Raw genomic sequence first — 16,087 nt, 5'->3', positions numbered from 1 at the left:
GGTGGGCCGAACCGGCCACCTGCGAACTGCGGAATTCCAGACTGAAATCTCCCTGGCATAGGAGTCCCATGCGCGCCCTGACCATCGACGTACAAGAAGCCAACGGCCGAGTGCTTTGCTGCACCATCTTCCGGCCTTGCGGCAAGAAGCTGCTGGCCAAAGGCCACCTGATCAGCGAGGAAGACGTGCGCCTGCTGGAAACCGAGGGCATGCGCAAGGTCTGGGTCACCGAACTGGACGAAGGAGAGGTGGGCGAGGACGACGCGGTGGCCCAGGTTGGCTCCCTCATCGGCTGCGGCTCCCTGGAGATCCGCCTGGCCGCCGGAGGCCGCGCCAATCTTATCGCCACGGAAAACACCAGCATTCTGGTGGACGATGAACTGCTGAAACAGATCAACTGCACCGCCAGCGTCGTCATCGCCACCACGCAGAATTTCAGCTTCGCCCGCGCCGGAGACCGTGTCGCCACGGTGAAGAGCTCTCCGTTCGCCGTCTCCCAGCAACAGCTCGATGCCGTGCTCTCCATCCTCAAGGAACGCGGCCCCATTCTCCAGGCCCGGCCCATTCGCGACCCCGCGGTGGCCGTGCTCTACACCGATCCCTGCTCCGGTGACCGCGCCCGCCAGTTGTTCGAAAGCGTCATGCGCCAGCGTCTCGATCAGTTCGGGCTAAGCTGCCGCTTCTCGTTGGCCTGCGTCGAGGAAGAGGCGACCGTCACTAAGGCTCTTGGCCATCTGCTGCGCGCCAATCCGACAGCCATTCTCGTGGCCTCGACCACCGCACCGGCGGGCCCCGACGATGTGATCGGCCGCGCCATGCTCGACTGCGGCTGTCATCTCGAACGATTTCTGGCGCCGGTGGAGCCGGGGAACCTCCTCCTCCTTGGTTACAAAGACGACATCCCTGTCGTCTCGGCGCCAGGCTGCTTCCGCTCGGCCAAGCGCAACGTCGTCGACCTCATACTTCCTCCGATGCTGGCCCGCTACCGGGTCTCCGGCTGGGAGATCGCGTGCCTCGGGCACGGCGGGCTCTTGGGCTGAAACGTTCTCCTCCAAACGCTACCCATCATCGGGTAAGCAATACTCAGGGCCGGACGCTTGACCAGCGCCGGCCCCTTTTTTCGCCGCATGCCTTGTGATTTGACTTCGCTCTGCAATTGCGGAACCCTGAAGGTCGAATGCTGATTCGTTCCGTGCAGGCTTTCCTGCTGTCCTCGCCGCTGGCGGAGCCTCTCGTCCTCCCTTATCACGGGGGCGAGCGCACGATCGTCAAGCGCGACGCCATGTTGATCTGTGTCGAGGGCGAACACGGCCTGCGCGGCTATGCGCCGGGGCCCGCCCACGAGGAAGCGCTGGCCGGCATTCGTGATTTCATCGCGCCGTTTCTCGTCGGACGCACCCTACTCGACCCCGATGTCCTGAGGATTCTCTTCCACCAGCAGCCCGGCATCACCCGCGCGCTCTCCCGCTTCTACGACGCGGTCGAGATCGCCCTCTTTGACCTCACCGCCTGCACCTTCGATGTCCCCGTCTGCGACCTGCTGGGGGGCCGCGTGCGGGACGAGATCCGCCTGTACGCCAGTGCCGGCATGTATCAGAGCCCGCAGGGCTATGCCGATGAAGCCGCACAACTGGCGGCCCACGGCTTCTCGGCCTACAAGCTGCGCCCCGCCTTGGGACCCGAGGCAGACCTGGAGACCATTCGCCGCATCCGTGAAGCCACCGGCCCGGGCTTTGAGATCATGGTCGACGCCCACACCTGGTGGCGCATGGGTGATCAAAGCTACAGCGAAGAGACCGTTCATCACCTGGCCCGGGAGATGGGCCGCCTGCAGGTCACCTGGCTTGAGGAACCGCTGCCGCCGCACGACCACGCCGCCTACGGCCGGCTGAAGGATCTCGACGAAGTGCCGCTCGCCTCAGGAGAACACGAGCCCGACGAAGCAGGCTTCGATGACCTCATCGCCACCCGCTGCGTCGACTACGTGCAGGCCGACCTGGTTTGCCAGGGCGGCTACAACCTCGGACGGCGTTTGCTCGCCTCCGTCGCGCGCGCCGGCCTCTCCTTCGCCTTTCATTCCTGGGGCACCAATCTGGAGATCCTCGCCGCCGCCCATCTGGGCGTTTGCTGGCCCGACACCGTCGTGCCGTGGTTGGAGTATCCCTGCTACCGCTCCATCACCCAGCCCGGGATGTACCCCTTCCCCCTCGCCGAGGATATTCTGTCCGAGCCGCTGCCCATCCGCAAAGGCGTCCTGGAGCTGGATTTGACCCGCCCGGGCTTCGGCGTCGACATCAATCTCTCGGCGCTCGACCGCTTCCCCTGGATCCCGGGCCCCTGGTCCTTCTTCAAGCTCCATTCGCCGGCCGAGACCTGGGCCGTGACCGGGGATCACAGCCAGCGTTGGGCGTCCACCGGCGCCTGACCCCGTTTTGATACACTCCCCTTCAATGGTCTTCGAAGTCCTAGGCGCCGCGGGTCTGGCGGCGGCTGGCGTCACCGCTTACGGTGTGCGCGGCCGCTCGGCGCAGTTGTTCGGACCCTCGATCTGGAAAGGCCCGGCCACCCGCCGCGCCATCGCCCTGACTTTCGACGACGGGCCCAGTGAATCGACCCCCGATCTCCTCAGCCTGCTCTACGACTACGGCGCCCGCGCCACCTTCTTCCAATGCGGCCACCACGTCCGCCGCCTGCCGCGGGTCGCTCTCCGCTGCGTTGCCGATGGACACGAGATCGGTAATCACACCGACACGCACCCGGCTCTCTACCTGCGGTCTTCGCAGTTTATTTTTGAGCAATTGGAGCGCGCCCAGCAGGCCATCGCCGAAACCTGCGGCGTGACACCCACGCTCGTGCGGCCCACCTTCGGTGCGCGCTGGTTTGGGCTGCGCCCCGCCCAGAAGCGGCTGCACCTGCTCGGTGTGATGTGGACCACCCTGGCGCGCGACTGGCGCCTGTCCGCCACCGATGTGGCCACCCGAATGGAAGCCAGCGCCCATCCCGGCGCGATTCTCTGCTTCCACGACGGCCGCGAACTCACCCATCACCCCAACATTGACTCGACCCTGGATTCGCTCCGGCAGTTGCTGCCCAAGTGGGCCGAGGCGGGCTATGAGTTCGTCACGGTCAGTGAGTTACTGAACCTGCACGCGGCACCCGGCGCCGAGTGAGTCCAGGCCGGCGCCTCAGATTCCCAAACGGTCCTTCAGTTCTTTCAGCCGGTCCCGAGCCACTGTGATCTCGGTCTTCTTGGGATCCTTCAGCCGCAGGATCATCTTGCCCCCGAACCACGGATAGAGTTCATCGGCAAAGCTCAGGTTCACCAGCGTCGACCGGTGTACCCGCACAAACTGCTGCGCATCCAGCTTCTGCTCCAGCTCGGCGATCGTCTTGTCCACCACCCAGTTTTTCTCCGGCGTGGCGGCATAGGTGAGCTTGTCCTCCGCGAAGAAGTGCGTCACCCGCGACAGCTCGATGAAGTGCACCCGTTCGCCGATGCGCGAGGAGATGCGCTGCAACCCCTCCTGGCGAGCCTGTCCCTGCAGCGCCGCCTGCACTTGATCGATCAGCGTCTTCAGCGCGGGCCGCGGCATCTCGCCTCCGGCCATCCGTTCGAGCTTGCCCAGGGCCCGGTCGAGCTGCGCCTCTTCCACCGGCTTCAACAAGTAGTCGAGCGAGTTCACCTCAAAGGCGCGCAAAGCGTACTGGTCGTAGGCGGTGGCGAAGACTACCAGCGGTTGGAAACTCAGGCTGGCGAGTAGGTCAAAACCCGTCATGCCGGGCATCTGGATGTCCAGGAAGAGCGCATCCGGTACCAGTAGTTCGATCTCCTGCTGCGCGCGGACGGAATCGGTCGAGCTGCCCACGATCTCCACTCGGCCGGTCTCCCGCAGCATACGATCCAGGCGCCGCACCGCCAGTTCCTCGTCGTCGACCAGATAGACGCGCAAACTCATGCCGGCACCCCCACCGGGACTCGCAGGCGCACGAGATTCCCTTCAATGGAAAGCGCGCCGGCCGCGCCATAGAGCAGCGCCAGCCGCTTCTGCAGCGTATCCAGGCCATGCCCCTCGCTCAGGTCGTCATGGCTGAACCCCGGTCCGTCATCCTGGACGGTCACTTCCAGCCAGCCGTTCTCGCGCTGCACCACGATCCCGATGCGCCCGCCCTCCCGCCTTGGTGCGATGGCATACTTCATCGAGTTCTCCACCAGCGTCTGCAGCGCATACGGCGGCAACTCGCAATTCATCGCCTCGTGATCCATATCGATCGAGAACGCCAGGCGCTGGCCAAAGCGCGTCCGCTCGATCTCCAGATAGTCGCTCACCAGCTTCATCTCTTCGCCCAGCGAAACGGTGGACCGGTCCTGCGAGTCCAGCGCATACCGCAGCAGGCGCGCCAGGCGCTGCAGCATCTCCTCGGCGCCCTTCGGCTCGTCGCGAATCATCGAGAGGATCGAATTGATGGTGTTGAACAGGAAGTGCGGCTGCAGCCGCGACTGCAGCGAGCTCAGCCGTGCTTCGAGCACCAGCTTTTGGGCCCGCTCCCGTTCCAGTTGCTGCTGCTTCAGCTCCAGCGTGGTGTGCTCCACCCGGTGCCGCAGGGTTTCGATGACGAAACTGGCGATGCCGACGATGATCGTAATCAGTGTCGCCGTCCGCACACTGCCCACGAACTGCGGCCAGAACTCGCGGGCGGAAATGATGCCCACCAGCAGCAATCCGCCCACCGCCAACAGGGTGCCGATGGCCGCGATCGCCACCAGCGACGTGACGTACACCAGCCACATGGCCAGCTTAGGCAGCCGCCAGATGCGAACGGCCAGCCAGGGGATAGTGAATGCCGCCGTGCAGCCGATCAGCTGCGCGTAGATCATGTTGGCCAGCAGGTAGAGCCCGAACTGCGAGTTGCGAGCCTGCGGATTGTAGGCGAAGTTCAACAGGCACAGCACAAAGCCGATGGCTCCATTGAACAGCAGCACCATGCCTACATGCCGCCAGGTCAGGCCCGGTTTGTCGGAATAAACCCACTGCATCTCAGAACTCCAGTGTACTCACGGCGCCGCTCAGTGCCCCGCCGTGTGGCAGCCGATGCAGTTGCGCTGCACCGCCGGCAGATCGCCGGTTTCCAGCCACTTCTGCGCCCGCTTGCCGTACACCGATTCGCCCATCTCGCTCACGACCTTCGCCAGCAGCGCCTTGGACTTCTCCTTCTCTCCGCTGCGGTCATAGCCGTCGGCCAGGCCCATCAGCAGCTCGCCGCGAGGATGTGTGCCGAGCTTGTCCAGCGAGTCTTTCTGCAGGTCGTACATATGCGAGAAATCGGCGACGGCCCGCTCCAGCAAGGCCGCTTTGCGTTCCTGCGGTACGAAGCGTGACGCCATCAGCATCGCGGAGCCCCGGGGGATTCGCGTGGCCGCCGTGTCCGGGCGCAGTTTCACGGCTTCGTCCATCTCGGCCAGACCCTGCTCCCACATCTCCTGCCCCCTCTGGAAATCGCCGGATTGAAACGCCTGGCCCGATTGCGAGAACAGCCCCGCGCCATGCCAGACCAGCGCCTCGGCATGCTTCGGATTCTCCTTGATGGTCTCCTCGGCCGCCCTCATGGCCCGCGCGAACGCCTCCCGGTCGCCGCTCAAACCGGCGAAGAAGTCGTTCCTCACGATGTGATCGAACCGGACCTTCTGTCCCTCTGGTTTGGGATCCTGGCCGCGGCCGGGCGCCGTCATCAACCCCAGTGCGAACGAGCCCGCGGCAAACGTCAGCCACAGTGATTTCTTCATGGGTCCAGTGTGCGGCGTGGCGCCGCGGCAAGCACCGGGAATCCGATGAAACGGAGAATGACCGGACAAAGCGGCGCTGCGGTGCGACGAGTCGATACACTACGGGGAATGCCTTCGACGCCCTGGCGACACTGGGTCCCCGCCGCCTCGATGCTGCTGGTCTCTCTCATCAGCTACATCGACCGCAATACGCTGGCCCTGCTGGCGCCCACCATCCTGCGCGACAACCAGCTTTCAGCGGAGCAGTACGGCTGGATCATCTCCTCATTCTCGGTCGCCTACATGCTCGGCAATCCGCTGTGGGGCCGCTGGCTCGATCGTTGGGGGGTACGCGTGGGCATGCTGGCCGCCGTGGCGTTCTGGACCCTTTCGTCCACGGCGCACGCCTTCGTCTCGGGCTTCCTGGGCTTCGCCGTGGCTCGCGCCGCGCTGGGCTTTGGAGAAGGCGCCACGTTCCCCGGAGGTCTGCGAACCGTCGTCCAAACCCTGCCCGATCGCCTGCGCTCCCGCGGCGTGGCCCTCGCCTACAGCGGCGGATCGCTGGGCGCCGTGCTCACGCCGCTCATCGTCACGCCCATCTATCAGGCCTATGGCTGGCGCGCGGCCTTCCTCTTCACCGGCTTCGTCGGAGCGCTCTGGCTGGTGGCCTGGCTGTTCATCAGCCGTCGCCCGGAACTTCGCGCCACTCAGCCGCAACCGGTGGATCCGGCCACCCCCAGCCCGGCCTCGCGGCCCGCCATGAAATGGTCCGATCCCCGCCTCTGGAGCTTCATGTCTTCCTACGCCCTGGGCTGCCTGCCGCTGGCCTTCGTCCTCTACGAGGCGCCCATCTATTTCGTGCGGGCTCTTGGCAAGTCGCAGGTCGAGATCGGGCACGTGCTGTGGATCCCGCCGCTCGGCTGGGAGTGCGGCTACTTCCTGTGGGGCTGGTTTGCCGACCGTCTGCGGAAGAACAGGCCCGATCCCATGCCCGTCTATCGCGCCCTCACGCTGGCCGCCCTGGTGATGACGCTGCCGCTGGCACTGGGGGCGCGCATCCAGTCGTTCCCCGTGCTGCTGTTCCTGCTGTTCTGGACGATGTTCGTGGCTGGCGGCAACGTGATCGTCGCCATCAGCTATGCCACGCATACGTTTACCACCGCCAATGCCGGGCTGATCGCCGGCTTGGGCGCCGGTTCGTGGTCGGCCTTTGTCGCCCTTTCCATGCCCGGGTTCGGACACCTCATGGACGCACGCTCGTGGGACGCCGCATTTCTGGGCGCCACGCTGGTGCCCGTGGTGGGCTACTCCGGCTGGCTCTGGATCAATCGCGGCTCGAACGACGCCGCGCTACCGGCGCACGGGCAGCACCAGGTCGGCTAGCAGTTCCTGCAGCAAGGGAGTCCGCGGGTAAGCGTGTCCGCCATATTGGCGGAAGCCTTCTCCAAACTCGATGCCCGCCAACGCTCCGCGCGACCGGCACCAGGTCTCCATCGTCTCCACGAAATTGTCCATGCCGTGCTGCTTGCGCAGCCAGTTGCGCTGGCTCTCGTGCGCCTCCACCATCTTCCGCTTGGGCTCCATCACACCGCCCACATTCACCAGGAATTGAGGGGCGATCGTGTTGCCCTCGCGGTCGATCCCTTCCGCGGGATCGACATAATAAAGGTGCGGAATCGCCGGCAGGGCCGGGGACTGGTCGTAGGCCTGCGTCAGGTAATTCGGGGCGGATGCGCCGAAACAGGCATCGGTCACCAGGACCGAAGTGGCCTCGTGGTCGCAGTGGTAGTCGCGGGGCGAGGCGGTCAGGACAATGTCGGGACGCAGGCGCCGCAAGGCGGCCGTCACCCGCCGCCGCGACCCATCGTCGGAAAAGATCGCCAGGTCGCTGAAGCCCACCCACTGATACTCGGCGCCGATGATCGCCGCCGCGTTGGCGGCCTCCACCTGCCGGATGCGGGCGATCTCCTGCGGACCGTACTCCACTGATCCGCAATCGCCTGCCGTCATCGTCGCAATCACCACATCGTGGCCGCGCGCTGCCAGCAGCGCCAGTGTGCCCCCAGCCAGCAGCTCCGCATCATCCGGATGGGCATGGAGGCAAAGAATCCGCTTCTTCATGATTCGCTTGTACCGCGCTCCCTGATCTGTTCACACTCGCAGCAGTCGCTGCACCGGCCGCACTTGGCACACAGGTGATTGTTGCAGGTGTCCTTGGTGCACCAGACGCAAATCCTCTGGGAAGGCTCCCTGCAGATGTTGCAGGCCAGCGCCTTCGACGTCGACGTCGTCGTCGGGGTCTGTGGACTCACTTCCGGTTCCCCTGGTGCAACGTCTGTGCACGGCATTTCTGCGCCTCTTGTTCGGCCACGGATAGCTCCTTTTCCCTCAGTATGGACAGATCGGTAACGTGCTGCCGCAGCCAGTCTCTGCTGGCCCCAGCCGCGCTGATCTCCCCATCCAGAAGGTCGGCAATCGCCGGATTCTGGTACCGCCGCACTGCCTGACTCACGCTGGACGCCATCTGGACGAGGCTTTCCAGGCGCACCAGCGTCTCCACGGCCAGGGACAGCTTGGCCGGCTGTTCCGCCAGCCGCCCGGCTGCGTTCTGCACATACCCAATCGCCGTCAGGCAATCTTTGTACTGCTTCTCGTACGCCTCAGGCGCGCCTGCGGCCGTCCACTTCTCAGGCTGCAACTGCACAAGGACGGGGCGCAGTTTCTCTACCTCCGGACCGATTTTCTGCACTTTCGGCTTCAAATCCCAATCCGGTGCGATGCTCGGCACGGGAGCAGCAGCCTGGAGCGCAAGTAGCAGCGTGATTATGCCGTGAGACACTCTACTCACAGTTTAGCTGGAGCAGCACTCTGGCGTGGGAATATGCGACGCTAATCGCCCGGAGGCGGAGGAGGGGGCGGCGGAGGAGGAGGAGGCGGAGTCGCGCCTGTATCGCCAGGAACACCACCACCGGAGGTCGGGGGCGGAGTGGTTCCGCCACCAGTGCCGCTGCCACCCAGGCGGGGCGTGCGCATTAGAATCTGATAAATGGCGTCAGCCACATACTGCATCATGCGGCCGCGGTCGAGGCGCTTCTCCGCGGCTAGCGGAGCGTTGCGGTAGACCACCAGTTCCTCGCCGGCGCCCACCAGGCGGGGATCCCCATCGCGCGGCATCAGCCGGTGCTCCACGGCCACAAGGCCTTCTTCCACGGCAACCCGCGTGGTCTCGTCGTCGTCTTCTACAACAATGTCGAAAATCGTGCCGCGTACTGAAATGACTGCCGTGGGCGTGTGGACCCGGTTCGGATTCGGCTGCCCGCCCAGTTTCTGGATGTGAACCCGGATGCGGCCCAGCCAAACGTCCACCATGTCGCGCCAGTTGCCCGGATTCGCCCGGAACGTCACCCGGGAATTGGGGAAAACTTCGAACGTACTGCCGTCCGACACACGGAATGCCGCATACCCGTCGGGGCCGGTCACAATCACCTGTCGCGCCTGGATCGAATCGCCCATGCTGACCGCCCAGAGTTCCGTATCCCGCACCAGCGACACATTCCCCTGTACGGTAATGGCCTTGGCGGCGGTGTCAGTCTGGAAGAGGGATTGTGCCCTGAGAACAGGCAGAGAAAGGGTTGCCAGCAGTAACGCTGTGATGACCTTGCCGAAGCTCAACCCACTACGAGCGAACATACAGACCCACAGGACTCTACTTTATCACCAAAAATGCAAAGCAAGTAGTGGCCCGATTGCGAATTTAGTTGAAAAATCAGCGGGGTACGTGAACTTACTGCAAGGAGTAGTCGATCTTCTCAGGGTAGAATAGACGCAGGCCATGGGTCGCCGGTACACAATTCTGACCAAGCGAACCGCCACAGCCGTTACGGTGCTGGCGTGTGCCGCCTTTGCCTGGCCCGCCGCGGCTCAATCTTCCCGTTCTCTTCTAGATTGGCGCAGGATTGGTAACTCCAGCCAATTGTTAGGCTTGCCTTCGCCTGCAGGCGGCGCGGCGGATCGCGTCTGGTTCAGCCAGGACGGCCGCATTCTGGTTCGCCTGTCGAACGGACGGGTGTATGCCACGGCCGATTTGGAGCAGTGGTCGCCTGACACAGCCCAGCCGCCCGCGTTTGCAGCGGCCCCGGCCGGCGCCGTTGCGCCCGAAGCCTCCGCCCGTCTCGTCGCCGCAAATTCAAACCGTACCGTGGTGTATGCCGCCGGTCGCAATGCCTGGCGCTCAGAAGATGGTGGCCTGAACTGGCACAACCTCACCGAATACCGCACCCAGTCTCTTCTCGGCTCGGAGGTGAAGGATCTGGCGGTCGATCCGGCCGACGACCAGCGTCTGGTGGCCGCCACCGCCACCGGTGTCTGGTACACGGTTGACGCCGGACTTTCCTGGCAGGGATTGAACGAAGCCCTGCCGAACCTGCCCGTACGCCACATCCTCTCCGCTCCCTCCGGCAGCCGTGGAGTCCGCATCGCCGTCGACTCCGGCTCCGATCCCGCCCCGCGCGACCTGGAATGGATGCCCGGCCAGAACAGCGGCTGGCTGCCCGTGAAAGACGCCGCCGCTACCGTCGAGACCGAGCTCAAGCGCAGTCTTTCTCTCAGTTTGAACGCGACGATCACCGCCGCCGGCGCCTACAGCGATGCCATCTATGCCGGCGCGTCCGACGGCCGCCTCTGGGCGAGCCTCGACGCCGGCCGCTCCTGGCGGCTCTTTCCGGCTCTGCCTGGTTCCGGCGCCGTGGAGCGAGTCTGGCTCGATCCCGCCGACCGCTCGTTTGCCTTGGCCGCACTCTCCAGTGCCGGCACAGGGCCCCGCGTGTTGAGGACTCTGAACGGCGGCGGCTTCTGGGACGACCTCTCCGCAAATCTGGCCGAGGGCGCCGCCTACGGCGTAACCGCCGAGCGCTCCACCGGTGCCCTCTATCTCGCCACTTCCCGCGGTATCTACTACACGATGGCCGACTTACGGGCCCCGGCCATGCCCACGGCCTGGCAGCCCCTCAGCGCCGGCCTGCCCGAGGCCGCGGTCCGCGACGTCCGCCTGGACGACGATGGCAATCTGCTGATCGCAGCGGTCGACGGCTATGGAGTCTATGCGGCCCTGGCGCCCCACCGTTTGCGCCAGCCCCGGGTGGTGCATACGTTCGACTACGGCCAGCGGGCCGCCGCGCCCGGCGCTTTGCTCAGCGTGCTCGGCGCCAGCGTCGGCACGGCCTCCGCGAACCGGACCTCCGTCCCCGTTCTTTCCTCAAACGAAGCCGAATCGCAGATCCAGGTGCCGTACGAAGTCTCCGGCGACACCTTGCAACTCATTCTAAACGCAGCACAAGGCCCGGTCGTGTTTGGGCTCCCGCTGCAGAGCACCGCGCCCGCTGTGCTCGTCGACCGTGACGGCACGCCCGTTCTGATCGATGCCGATTCCGGTGTTCAATTGGATGCCATGCATCCGGCACGCCCTGGCATGCGGGTCCAGGTTCTGATGAGCGGCCTCGGCCGTGTCCAACCTGACTGGCCCACCGGCATGGCCGCGCCCCTGGAAGACGCTCCGCGCGTCCTGGCCCGGGTCCAGGCCTCGCTGGACGGCACTTCCCTTGACGTGGTTCGCGCCACGTTGGCGCCCGGCTACATCGGCTACTACCTGGTCGAAGTGCAGTTGCCGGAGTTTGTTGATTCCGGCTCTTCTGAGTTGTCCATCGAGGCCGGTGGTAAAGCCAGCAATCGAGTACGCTTATACGTTGCGCAGTGACGCGGAAATGGGCAGCGCACCCCAGGCGAAAGCAAGTACCATAACATCAGGAGAAGCCCTCATGATCCGCCGACTCCCCCTTGTTCTTTCCGTATTCATGCTGGCAGTTTCGGCCCAGGAAGCCACGCCGAAGCCGACGGGCGAGAAGCTGGCGCCGTATTACCCCACGCCGGATAGCGTGGTGGAACGGATGCTGAAGTTCGGTGGCCTGAAACGCGGGGAGAAGATCTTCGACCTCGGCTCTGGCGACGGACGCGTGGTGATCATGGCGGCTCAGCAGTTTAAGGCGGAAGCCACGGGCATCGAGCTCGACCAGGATCTCTACAAGCAGTCGACGGACCGCATCAAGTCCCTGGGCCTGGAAAAGCACGCGCACATCATCAACGGCGACATCACCCAGCAGGACTTTTCCAGCGCTAACCTCCTCACCGTCTATCTGTTGCCGAATTCCAACGAGAAGATCCGGCCGATGCTGGAGAAACAGCTCAAGAAGGGCACACGGATCGTCGCGCACGACTTCATGTTCAAAGGCTGGACGGCCGACAAGGAAGAGCACATCCCCGATGACGGTGAAGGCCGCAGCCACACGTTGTATCTCTACATTCGCTAGGGTGTAGCTGAGGCTCGCTACCGTGGTTTCCGATCAGATTGTCCTGCCGTACCTCTGGCGCCGCTACCTGAGCTTTCTGCGCGCGCTGGTGGGGGCGGCCTGCCTGTGGGTCGTACTGGCCTCGACAGCCGTCGCGACCGGCACCTGGGTCATCTTCGTCGTCGTTCTCACCATCTACAGCCTGGTGTCGATCTTCTGGCGCTGGCCTGAACGCATTGACAGGCTGGACATTTTCAACCTGATCCTGGATGTCGTGACGTTCCTGTTGTGTGTCGCCCTGAGCGATGCCAACAGTCTGTGGCTCGCCTCTGTCGCCGCTCTCTACCTGTTCCTGGCCATGGCCACCTTGCAGGATTGGCGCGACGTCCTGCTCACCACGGTCCTGTCCCTGGCCTTCGTCATCAGCGCCCAGCCGCCCAACGCCGACACGCTCGAGCCTTTGCTGTTGATTCTAGGCATGTTTGGCTGCGTCGTCGCGCTACAGAAACAGAGCCTGATCGACCGCCTTTCGAACACGTCGCGCCAGGCGGTGCTCTATCGTAAAGAGGCCCAGCAGGCGCGGGAAGCCGAACGCGAGCGCATCGCAGCCGACTTCCACGACGGCCCGCTGCAGAGCTTCATCAGCATCCAGATGCGGCTGGAGATCGTCCGCAAAATGCTGGAGCGCAACTTCGACGCCGGCATGGCGGAGCTGAAGGAACTGCGCGAGATCTGCGGCCAGCAGGTGACCGAAGTCCGTACTTTTGTACGCAGTATGCGGCCCGTCGAAGTCGATGGAGCCGGACTCGCCGCCGCCCTCCGTTCCACCGTTGGGTTCTTCCAGAAAGACTCCGGGATCCCGGCCACCTTCAAGGTGAATCCCGGCGCCATGCACGACGACATTGACAGCTCCACCGAGGTCGTCCAGATTGTGCGGGAGGCGTTGAACAACGTGCGCAAGCACTCCGGCGCTTCGCGCGTGGCCGTCGGCCTGGCCCGTGCCGAGAACACCCTGCTGATCGATGTCGAGGACGACGGCACCGGCTTCCCGTTTGCCGGCACGTTCTCTCTGGACGAGCTGGAACTCCTTCGAATCGGACCACTTAGCATCCAGCGCCGGGTCCGCGGACTGGCGGGCGACCTGGCTCTCTCTTCGCGCCCGGGCCGTGGTTCCGAACTCAAGATCCGCCTGCCGATATGAAGCGCTCCCTCCTCCTGGCCGCCCTGGGTTTGGCCGCCTGCGGCCGCTACTCCGACTTCCAACTCGCTCCCGCCGGGCCTGTGGAATCAGGGCATTACGAGTGGTCTCCGCACACCGGCGCTATCTACCGCGAACAGGCCATCGATACACTCAACCCCAGTGTCCTCGCGTGGCACGGCTCGCTGCTCAATCTGTACTCGGTGTATGACGGCAAGACCTGGCACACTGCTACGGCCACGAGTTCCGATGGCCTGACCTGGACTGGCACCCAACGGATCCTGTCGCCCGACCCCAAGACCTGGGAAGGGGACTACATCGCGGCCAACGGAGCAGCCGTCCTCTGGCGCAACCAGTTGCTGTATCTCTACCAGGCCGGCTCGCCACCACGCATCGGCATATCGCGATCTGACGATGCGAAAACCTGGCGGAAGGACCCGTCGCCGGTCGTCGACTTCGGCCCGCGCGGCGCCTGGGATGAACGCGCGACGGCCGACCCGTACCTCTTTATATCCGGCGACCGCCTCTATCTGTACTATCTCGGCGAGGATCGTGCGCGCCGCCAGCGCCTCGGCGTTGCCGCGAGCGATGACGGAACCCGCTGGACGAAGCTGCGCTCCAGCCCGGTTCTGGAGCTGGGCGAAGAAAACGCCTTCGACGAAAACGGGCTCGGCGAGCCGGCCGTCTGGCAGGCGCACGGCAGCTACTGGATGCTCTACACGGGCCGCGCCCGGAACGAGGTGCGGCGGCTGGGGTTGGCCCGCTCGACCGACGGGGTGCAATGGAGGCGCACCGGCCTGGTCATCGAAGGCAGCGAGCCCTGGAACAGCAAGGTGATGTGCGACCCGACGGTAATTGTCGAGCCGGACCGTGTCCGGGTCTGGTACGGTGGCGGTGATGTGGCCCACCCGGCCGAGAATGTCCACGGCCAACTCGGCTACGGCGAACTAATCTGGAAGCCCTGAACGGAGCGTCATGAGGATTGGAATCACCTGCTATCCCACCTACGGCGGGTCGGGCATCGTCGCCACGGAGTTGGGCTTGGAACTGGCCGTCCGGGGGCATGAGGTCCACTTCATCACCTACGCGAATCCCATCCGGCTGGACCCGGGCACGCCGCGCATCCACTACCACGAGGTGGAAGTCTCCACCTACCCGCTCTTCCAGTACCCGCCCTATGACTTGGCGCTGGCTTCGCGGATGACGGAGATTGCCGAGTGGCAGAATCTCGATCTGTTGCACGTTCATTACGCCATTCCGCACTCAGCGTCCGCCTACCTGGCGCGAGCCATGTCGCAGCCGACGCGCCGCCTGCCCTACATCACCACGCTGCACGGCACCGACATCACGCTGGTGGGGACCGACCGTTCGTACTTCCCCATCACGAAGTTCTCCATCGAGCAGTCCGACGGCGTGACCTCCATCAGTGACCACCTGAAGCAGCAGACGCTCGATGTGTTCGGCGTGAAGAACGAGGTCCGGGTCATCCACAACTTCGTGAACTGCGACCTCTACCGCATGGCGAAGACGCCGCACGAAGGCCGGCCGCGGCTGCTGCATATCTCGAATTTCCGCGAAGTGAAGCGCATCACGGATTGCGTGCGGGTCCTGAAACTGGTCCGTGAGCACGTGGATTGCGAACTCTGGATGGCCGGCGACGGGCCTGACCGGGGAGCCGCCGAGCGCCTCGCCTTCGAGCTGGGCATCCACGAGCACGTCGAGTTCCTGGGGAAGCAGGATCACATCGAGCGGCTGATCCCGCAGTGCGACATGATGCTGCTGCCCAGCCGCATGGAGTCGTTCGGACTGGCCGCACTGGAAGGCATGGCATGCGGCGTGATTCCGGTGGCTACGCGGGTCGGCGGCGTGCCGGAGGTGATCACGCACGGGGTGGACGGCTTCCTGGAAGAGGTGGCCGACGTCGCCGCGCAGGCCCAGCGTGTGGTGGAAGTGCTGTCCAATCCGGAGCTGCGCAATCGCATGAAATGGGCCGCGCGCGATACCGCCGAATCGCGCTTCTGCACCTCGCATATCATTCCGAGGTACGAGGCGTTCTACCAGGAAGTGCTGGCCCGCTAGCTGTCGGGTGTGACGATCTCGACACCATAGCCCCAGAAGAGGCCCGATTCCAGCACGCCGGTGATCGACTTGATGTCCTTCTCCAGGCCCGCGCCAATGGACGCGAAGCGCACGTCGAAGATCATGTTGCCGTTCTCGGTGATCACCGGTCCGTCCTTGCCCGAACCGGTCCGGATGCGGATCTCGGTCGCGCCCAGGCTCAGGAGCTCCGCTTCCACCAGGCGGACAGACATCGGGTGCACTTCCACGGGGACGGGGAAGCGGGTGCCCAGGCGCTCCACCAGCTTGGAGCGGTCGACCAGGATGAACGTCTTCGGGCTGCTGCGCAGGATCAGCTTCTCCTGATACATGGCGCCGCCTCGGCCCTTGATCAGATTGCCGGCCGGGTCCGCTTCGTCCGCGCCGTCGAAATACCAGTCGGGCACGGCATCCATGGGGCGCAGGGTCGGAATGCCCAGCGCCACGCACGCCATCGCGACTTCATGCGAGGTTGGGATCGCGCTGAAGCGGAACCCTTCCCGCTGAGCCCGCTCCGCTAGCGTCGTGAGCGCGACAAAGCTCGTAGAGCCGCTGCCGGCGCCGATCACCTGGCCGTCCTTCACTTCCTTGGCGATGCGTTCCGCCGTACGGCGTTTGGCTTCGTAGTTGGCGATCTCCGCCGACCAGTGGAACTGCTTCAGCAATTGGCTTTCGCGCTGCATGGCCCTC

General features: G+C 64.7%; 16 protein-coding genes. 9 read left to right on the top strand and 7 right to left on the bottom strand.

The window, feature by feature from the left end:
• Window positions 1-68 precede the first annotated feature (68 nt).
• The 3 genes from IRI77_RS20140 (at window position 69) to IRI77_RS20130 (ending at window position 3,170) form a co-directional block, all read left to right on the top strand.
• Window positions 69-1,040 (top strand): molybdopterin-binding protein, encoded by a 972-nt coding sequence (locus tag IRI77_RS20140; RefSeq protein ID WP_194446818.1) that lies wholly within the window; start codon window positions 69-71, stop codon window positions 1,038-1,040.
• A 137-nt stretch (window positions 1,041-1,177) separates the two neighbouring features.
• Window positions 1,178-2,425 carry a mandelate racemase/muconate lactonizing enzyme family protein gene (locus tag IRI77_RS20135; protein ID WP_194446817.1) on the top strand — a complete coding sequence of 416 codons (1,248 nt, stop codon included), beginning with the start codon at window positions 1,178-1,180 and terminating at the stop codon, window positions 2,423-2,425.
• A 25-nt stretch (window positions 2,426-2,450) separates the two neighbouring features.
• Window positions 2,451-3,170: a polysaccharide deacetylase family protein gene (locus IRI77_RS20130; protein ID WP_194446816.1), complete on the top strand. Its 720-nt coding sequence runs from the start codon at window positions 2,451-2,453 to the stop codon at window positions 3,168-3,170.
• Between the two features lie 15 nt (window positions 3,171-3,185).
• On the opposite strand, the gene IRI77_RS20125 is transcribed toward IRI77_RS20130, so the two are convergent.
• From IRI77_RS20125 to IRI77_RS20115, 3 genes are read right to left on the bottom strand one after another with little or no spacing between them, the layout of a single operon-like run.
• Window positions 3,186-3,956, bottom strand: a complete 771-nt coding sequence (locus IRI77_RS20125; protein WP_194446815.1) for a LytR/AlgR family response regulator transcription factor — start codon at window positions 3,954-3,956, stop codon at window positions 3,186-3,188.
• Window positions 3,953-5,035 (bottom strand): sensor histidine kinase, encoded by a 1,083-nt coding sequence (locus tag IRI77_RS20120; protein WP_194446814.1) that lies wholly within the window; start codon window positions 5,033-5,035, stop codon window positions 3,953-3,955. Before IRI77_RS20120 ends, IRI77_RS20125 begins: the two co-directional genes overlap by 4 nt.
• A gap of 30 nt (window positions 5,036-5,065) precedes the next feature.
• On the bottom strand, window positions 5,066-5,782 hold the full coding sequence (locus IRI77_RS20115; RefSeq protein WP_194446813.1) for a hypothetical protein: 717 nt from the start codon (window positions 5,780-5,782) through the stop codon (window positions 5,066-5,068).
• A 108-nt stretch (window positions 5,783-5,890) separates the two neighbouring features.
• On the opposite strand from IRI77_RS20115, the gene IRI77_RS20110 reads away from it, so the two are divergent.
• Window positions 5,891-7,144, top strand: a complete 1,254-nt coding sequence (locus IRI77_RS20110) for an MFS transporter (RefSeq protein WP_194446812.1) — start codon at window positions 5,891-5,893, stop codon at window positions 7,142-7,144.
• On the opposite strand, the gene IRI77_RS20105 is transcribed toward IRI77_RS20110, so the two are convergent.
• The 3 genes from IRI77_RS20105 to IRI77_RS20095 all read right to left on the bottom strand — a co-directional run bounded on the left by IRI77_RS20105 (window position 7,112) and on the right by IRI77_RS20095 (window position 9,451).
• Window positions 7,112-7,882, bottom strand: a complete 771-nt coding sequence (locus IRI77_RS20105) for a PIG-L deacetylase family protein (protein WP_194446811.1) — start codon at window positions 7,880-7,882, stop codon at window positions 7,112-7,114. The genes IRI77_RS20110 and IRI77_RS20105 overlap by 33 nt on opposite strands.
• A gap of 187 nt (window positions 7,883-8,069) precedes the next feature.
• Complete coding sequence (locus IRI77_RS20100; RefSeq protein WP_194446810.1) at window positions 8,070-8,549, bottom strand: hypothetical protein; 480 nt, start codon at window positions 8,547-8,549, stop codon at window positions 8,070-8,072.
• A gap of 101 nt (window positions 8,550-8,650) precedes the next feature.
• Complete coding sequence (locus tag IRI77_RS20095) at window positions 8,651-9,451, bottom strand: FecR family protein (RefSeq protein ID WP_194446809.1); 801 nt, start codon at window positions 9,449-9,451, stop codon at window positions 8,651-8,653.
• A 292-nt stretch (window positions 9,452-9,743) separates the two neighbouring features.
• Between IRI77_RS20095 and IRI77_RS20090 the strand changes: the two genes are divergently transcribed.
• The 5 genes from IRI77_RS20090 (at window position 9,744) to bshA (ending at window position 15,379) form a co-directional block, all read left to right on the top strand.
• Window positions 9,744-11,513, top strand: coding sequence for a hypothetical protein (locus IRI77_RS20090; protein WP_194446808.1), 1,770 nt, complete (start codon window positions 9,744-9,746; stop codon window positions 11,511-11,513).
• A gap of 61 nt (window positions 11,514-11,574) precedes the next feature.
• Window positions 11,575-12,123 carry an SAM-dependent methyltransferase gene (locus tag IRI77_RS20085; RefSeq protein WP_194446807.1) on the top strand — a complete coding sequence of 183 codons (549 nt, stop codon included), beginning with the start codon at window positions 11,575-11,577 and terminating at the stop codon, window positions 12,121-12,123.
• Between the two features lie 22 nt (window positions 12,124-12,145).
• Entirely contained in the window at window positions 12,146-13,303 is a 1,158-nt protein-coding gene (locus IRI77_RS20080; protein WP_194446806.1) for a sensor histidine kinase, read from the top strand.
• Window positions 13,300-14,265 carry a glycoside hydrolase family protein gene (locus IRI77_RS20075; RefSeq protein ID WP_194446805.1) on the top strand — a complete coding sequence of 322 codons (966 nt, stop codon included), beginning with the start codon at window positions 13,300-13,302 and terminating at the stop codon, window positions 14,263-14,265. Before IRI77_RS20080 ends, IRI77_RS20075 begins: the two co-directional genes overlap by 4 nt.
• Window positions 14,266-14,275: 10 nt before the next feature.
• Window positions 14,276-15,379 carry an N-acetyl-alpha-D-glucosaminyl L-malate synthase BshA gene (gene bshA, locus IRI77_RS20070; RefSeq protein WP_194446804.1) on the top strand — a complete coding sequence of 368 codons (1,104 nt, stop codon included), beginning with the start codon at window positions 14,276-14,278 and terminating at the stop codon, window positions 15,377-15,379.
• Here bshA and rpiA read toward each other — a convergent pair.
• Window positions 15,376-16,080, bottom strand: coding sequence for a ribose 5-phosphate isomerase A (gene rpiA / locus IRI77_RS20065; RefSeq protein WP_194446803.1), 705 nt, complete (start codon window positions 16,078-16,080; stop codon window positions 15,376-15,378). The genes bshA and rpiA overlap by 4 nt on opposite strands.
• Window positions 16,081-16,087: the final 7 nt, after the last annotated feature.

The sequence above is a fragment of the Paludibaculum fermentans genome (assembly GCF_015277775.1).
Lineage (GTDB): Bacteria > Acidobacteriota > Terriglobia > Bryobacterales > Bryobacteraceae > Paludibaculum > Paludibaculum fermentans.
This window is presented reverse-complemented; position numbering and strand designations above follow the sequence as displayed.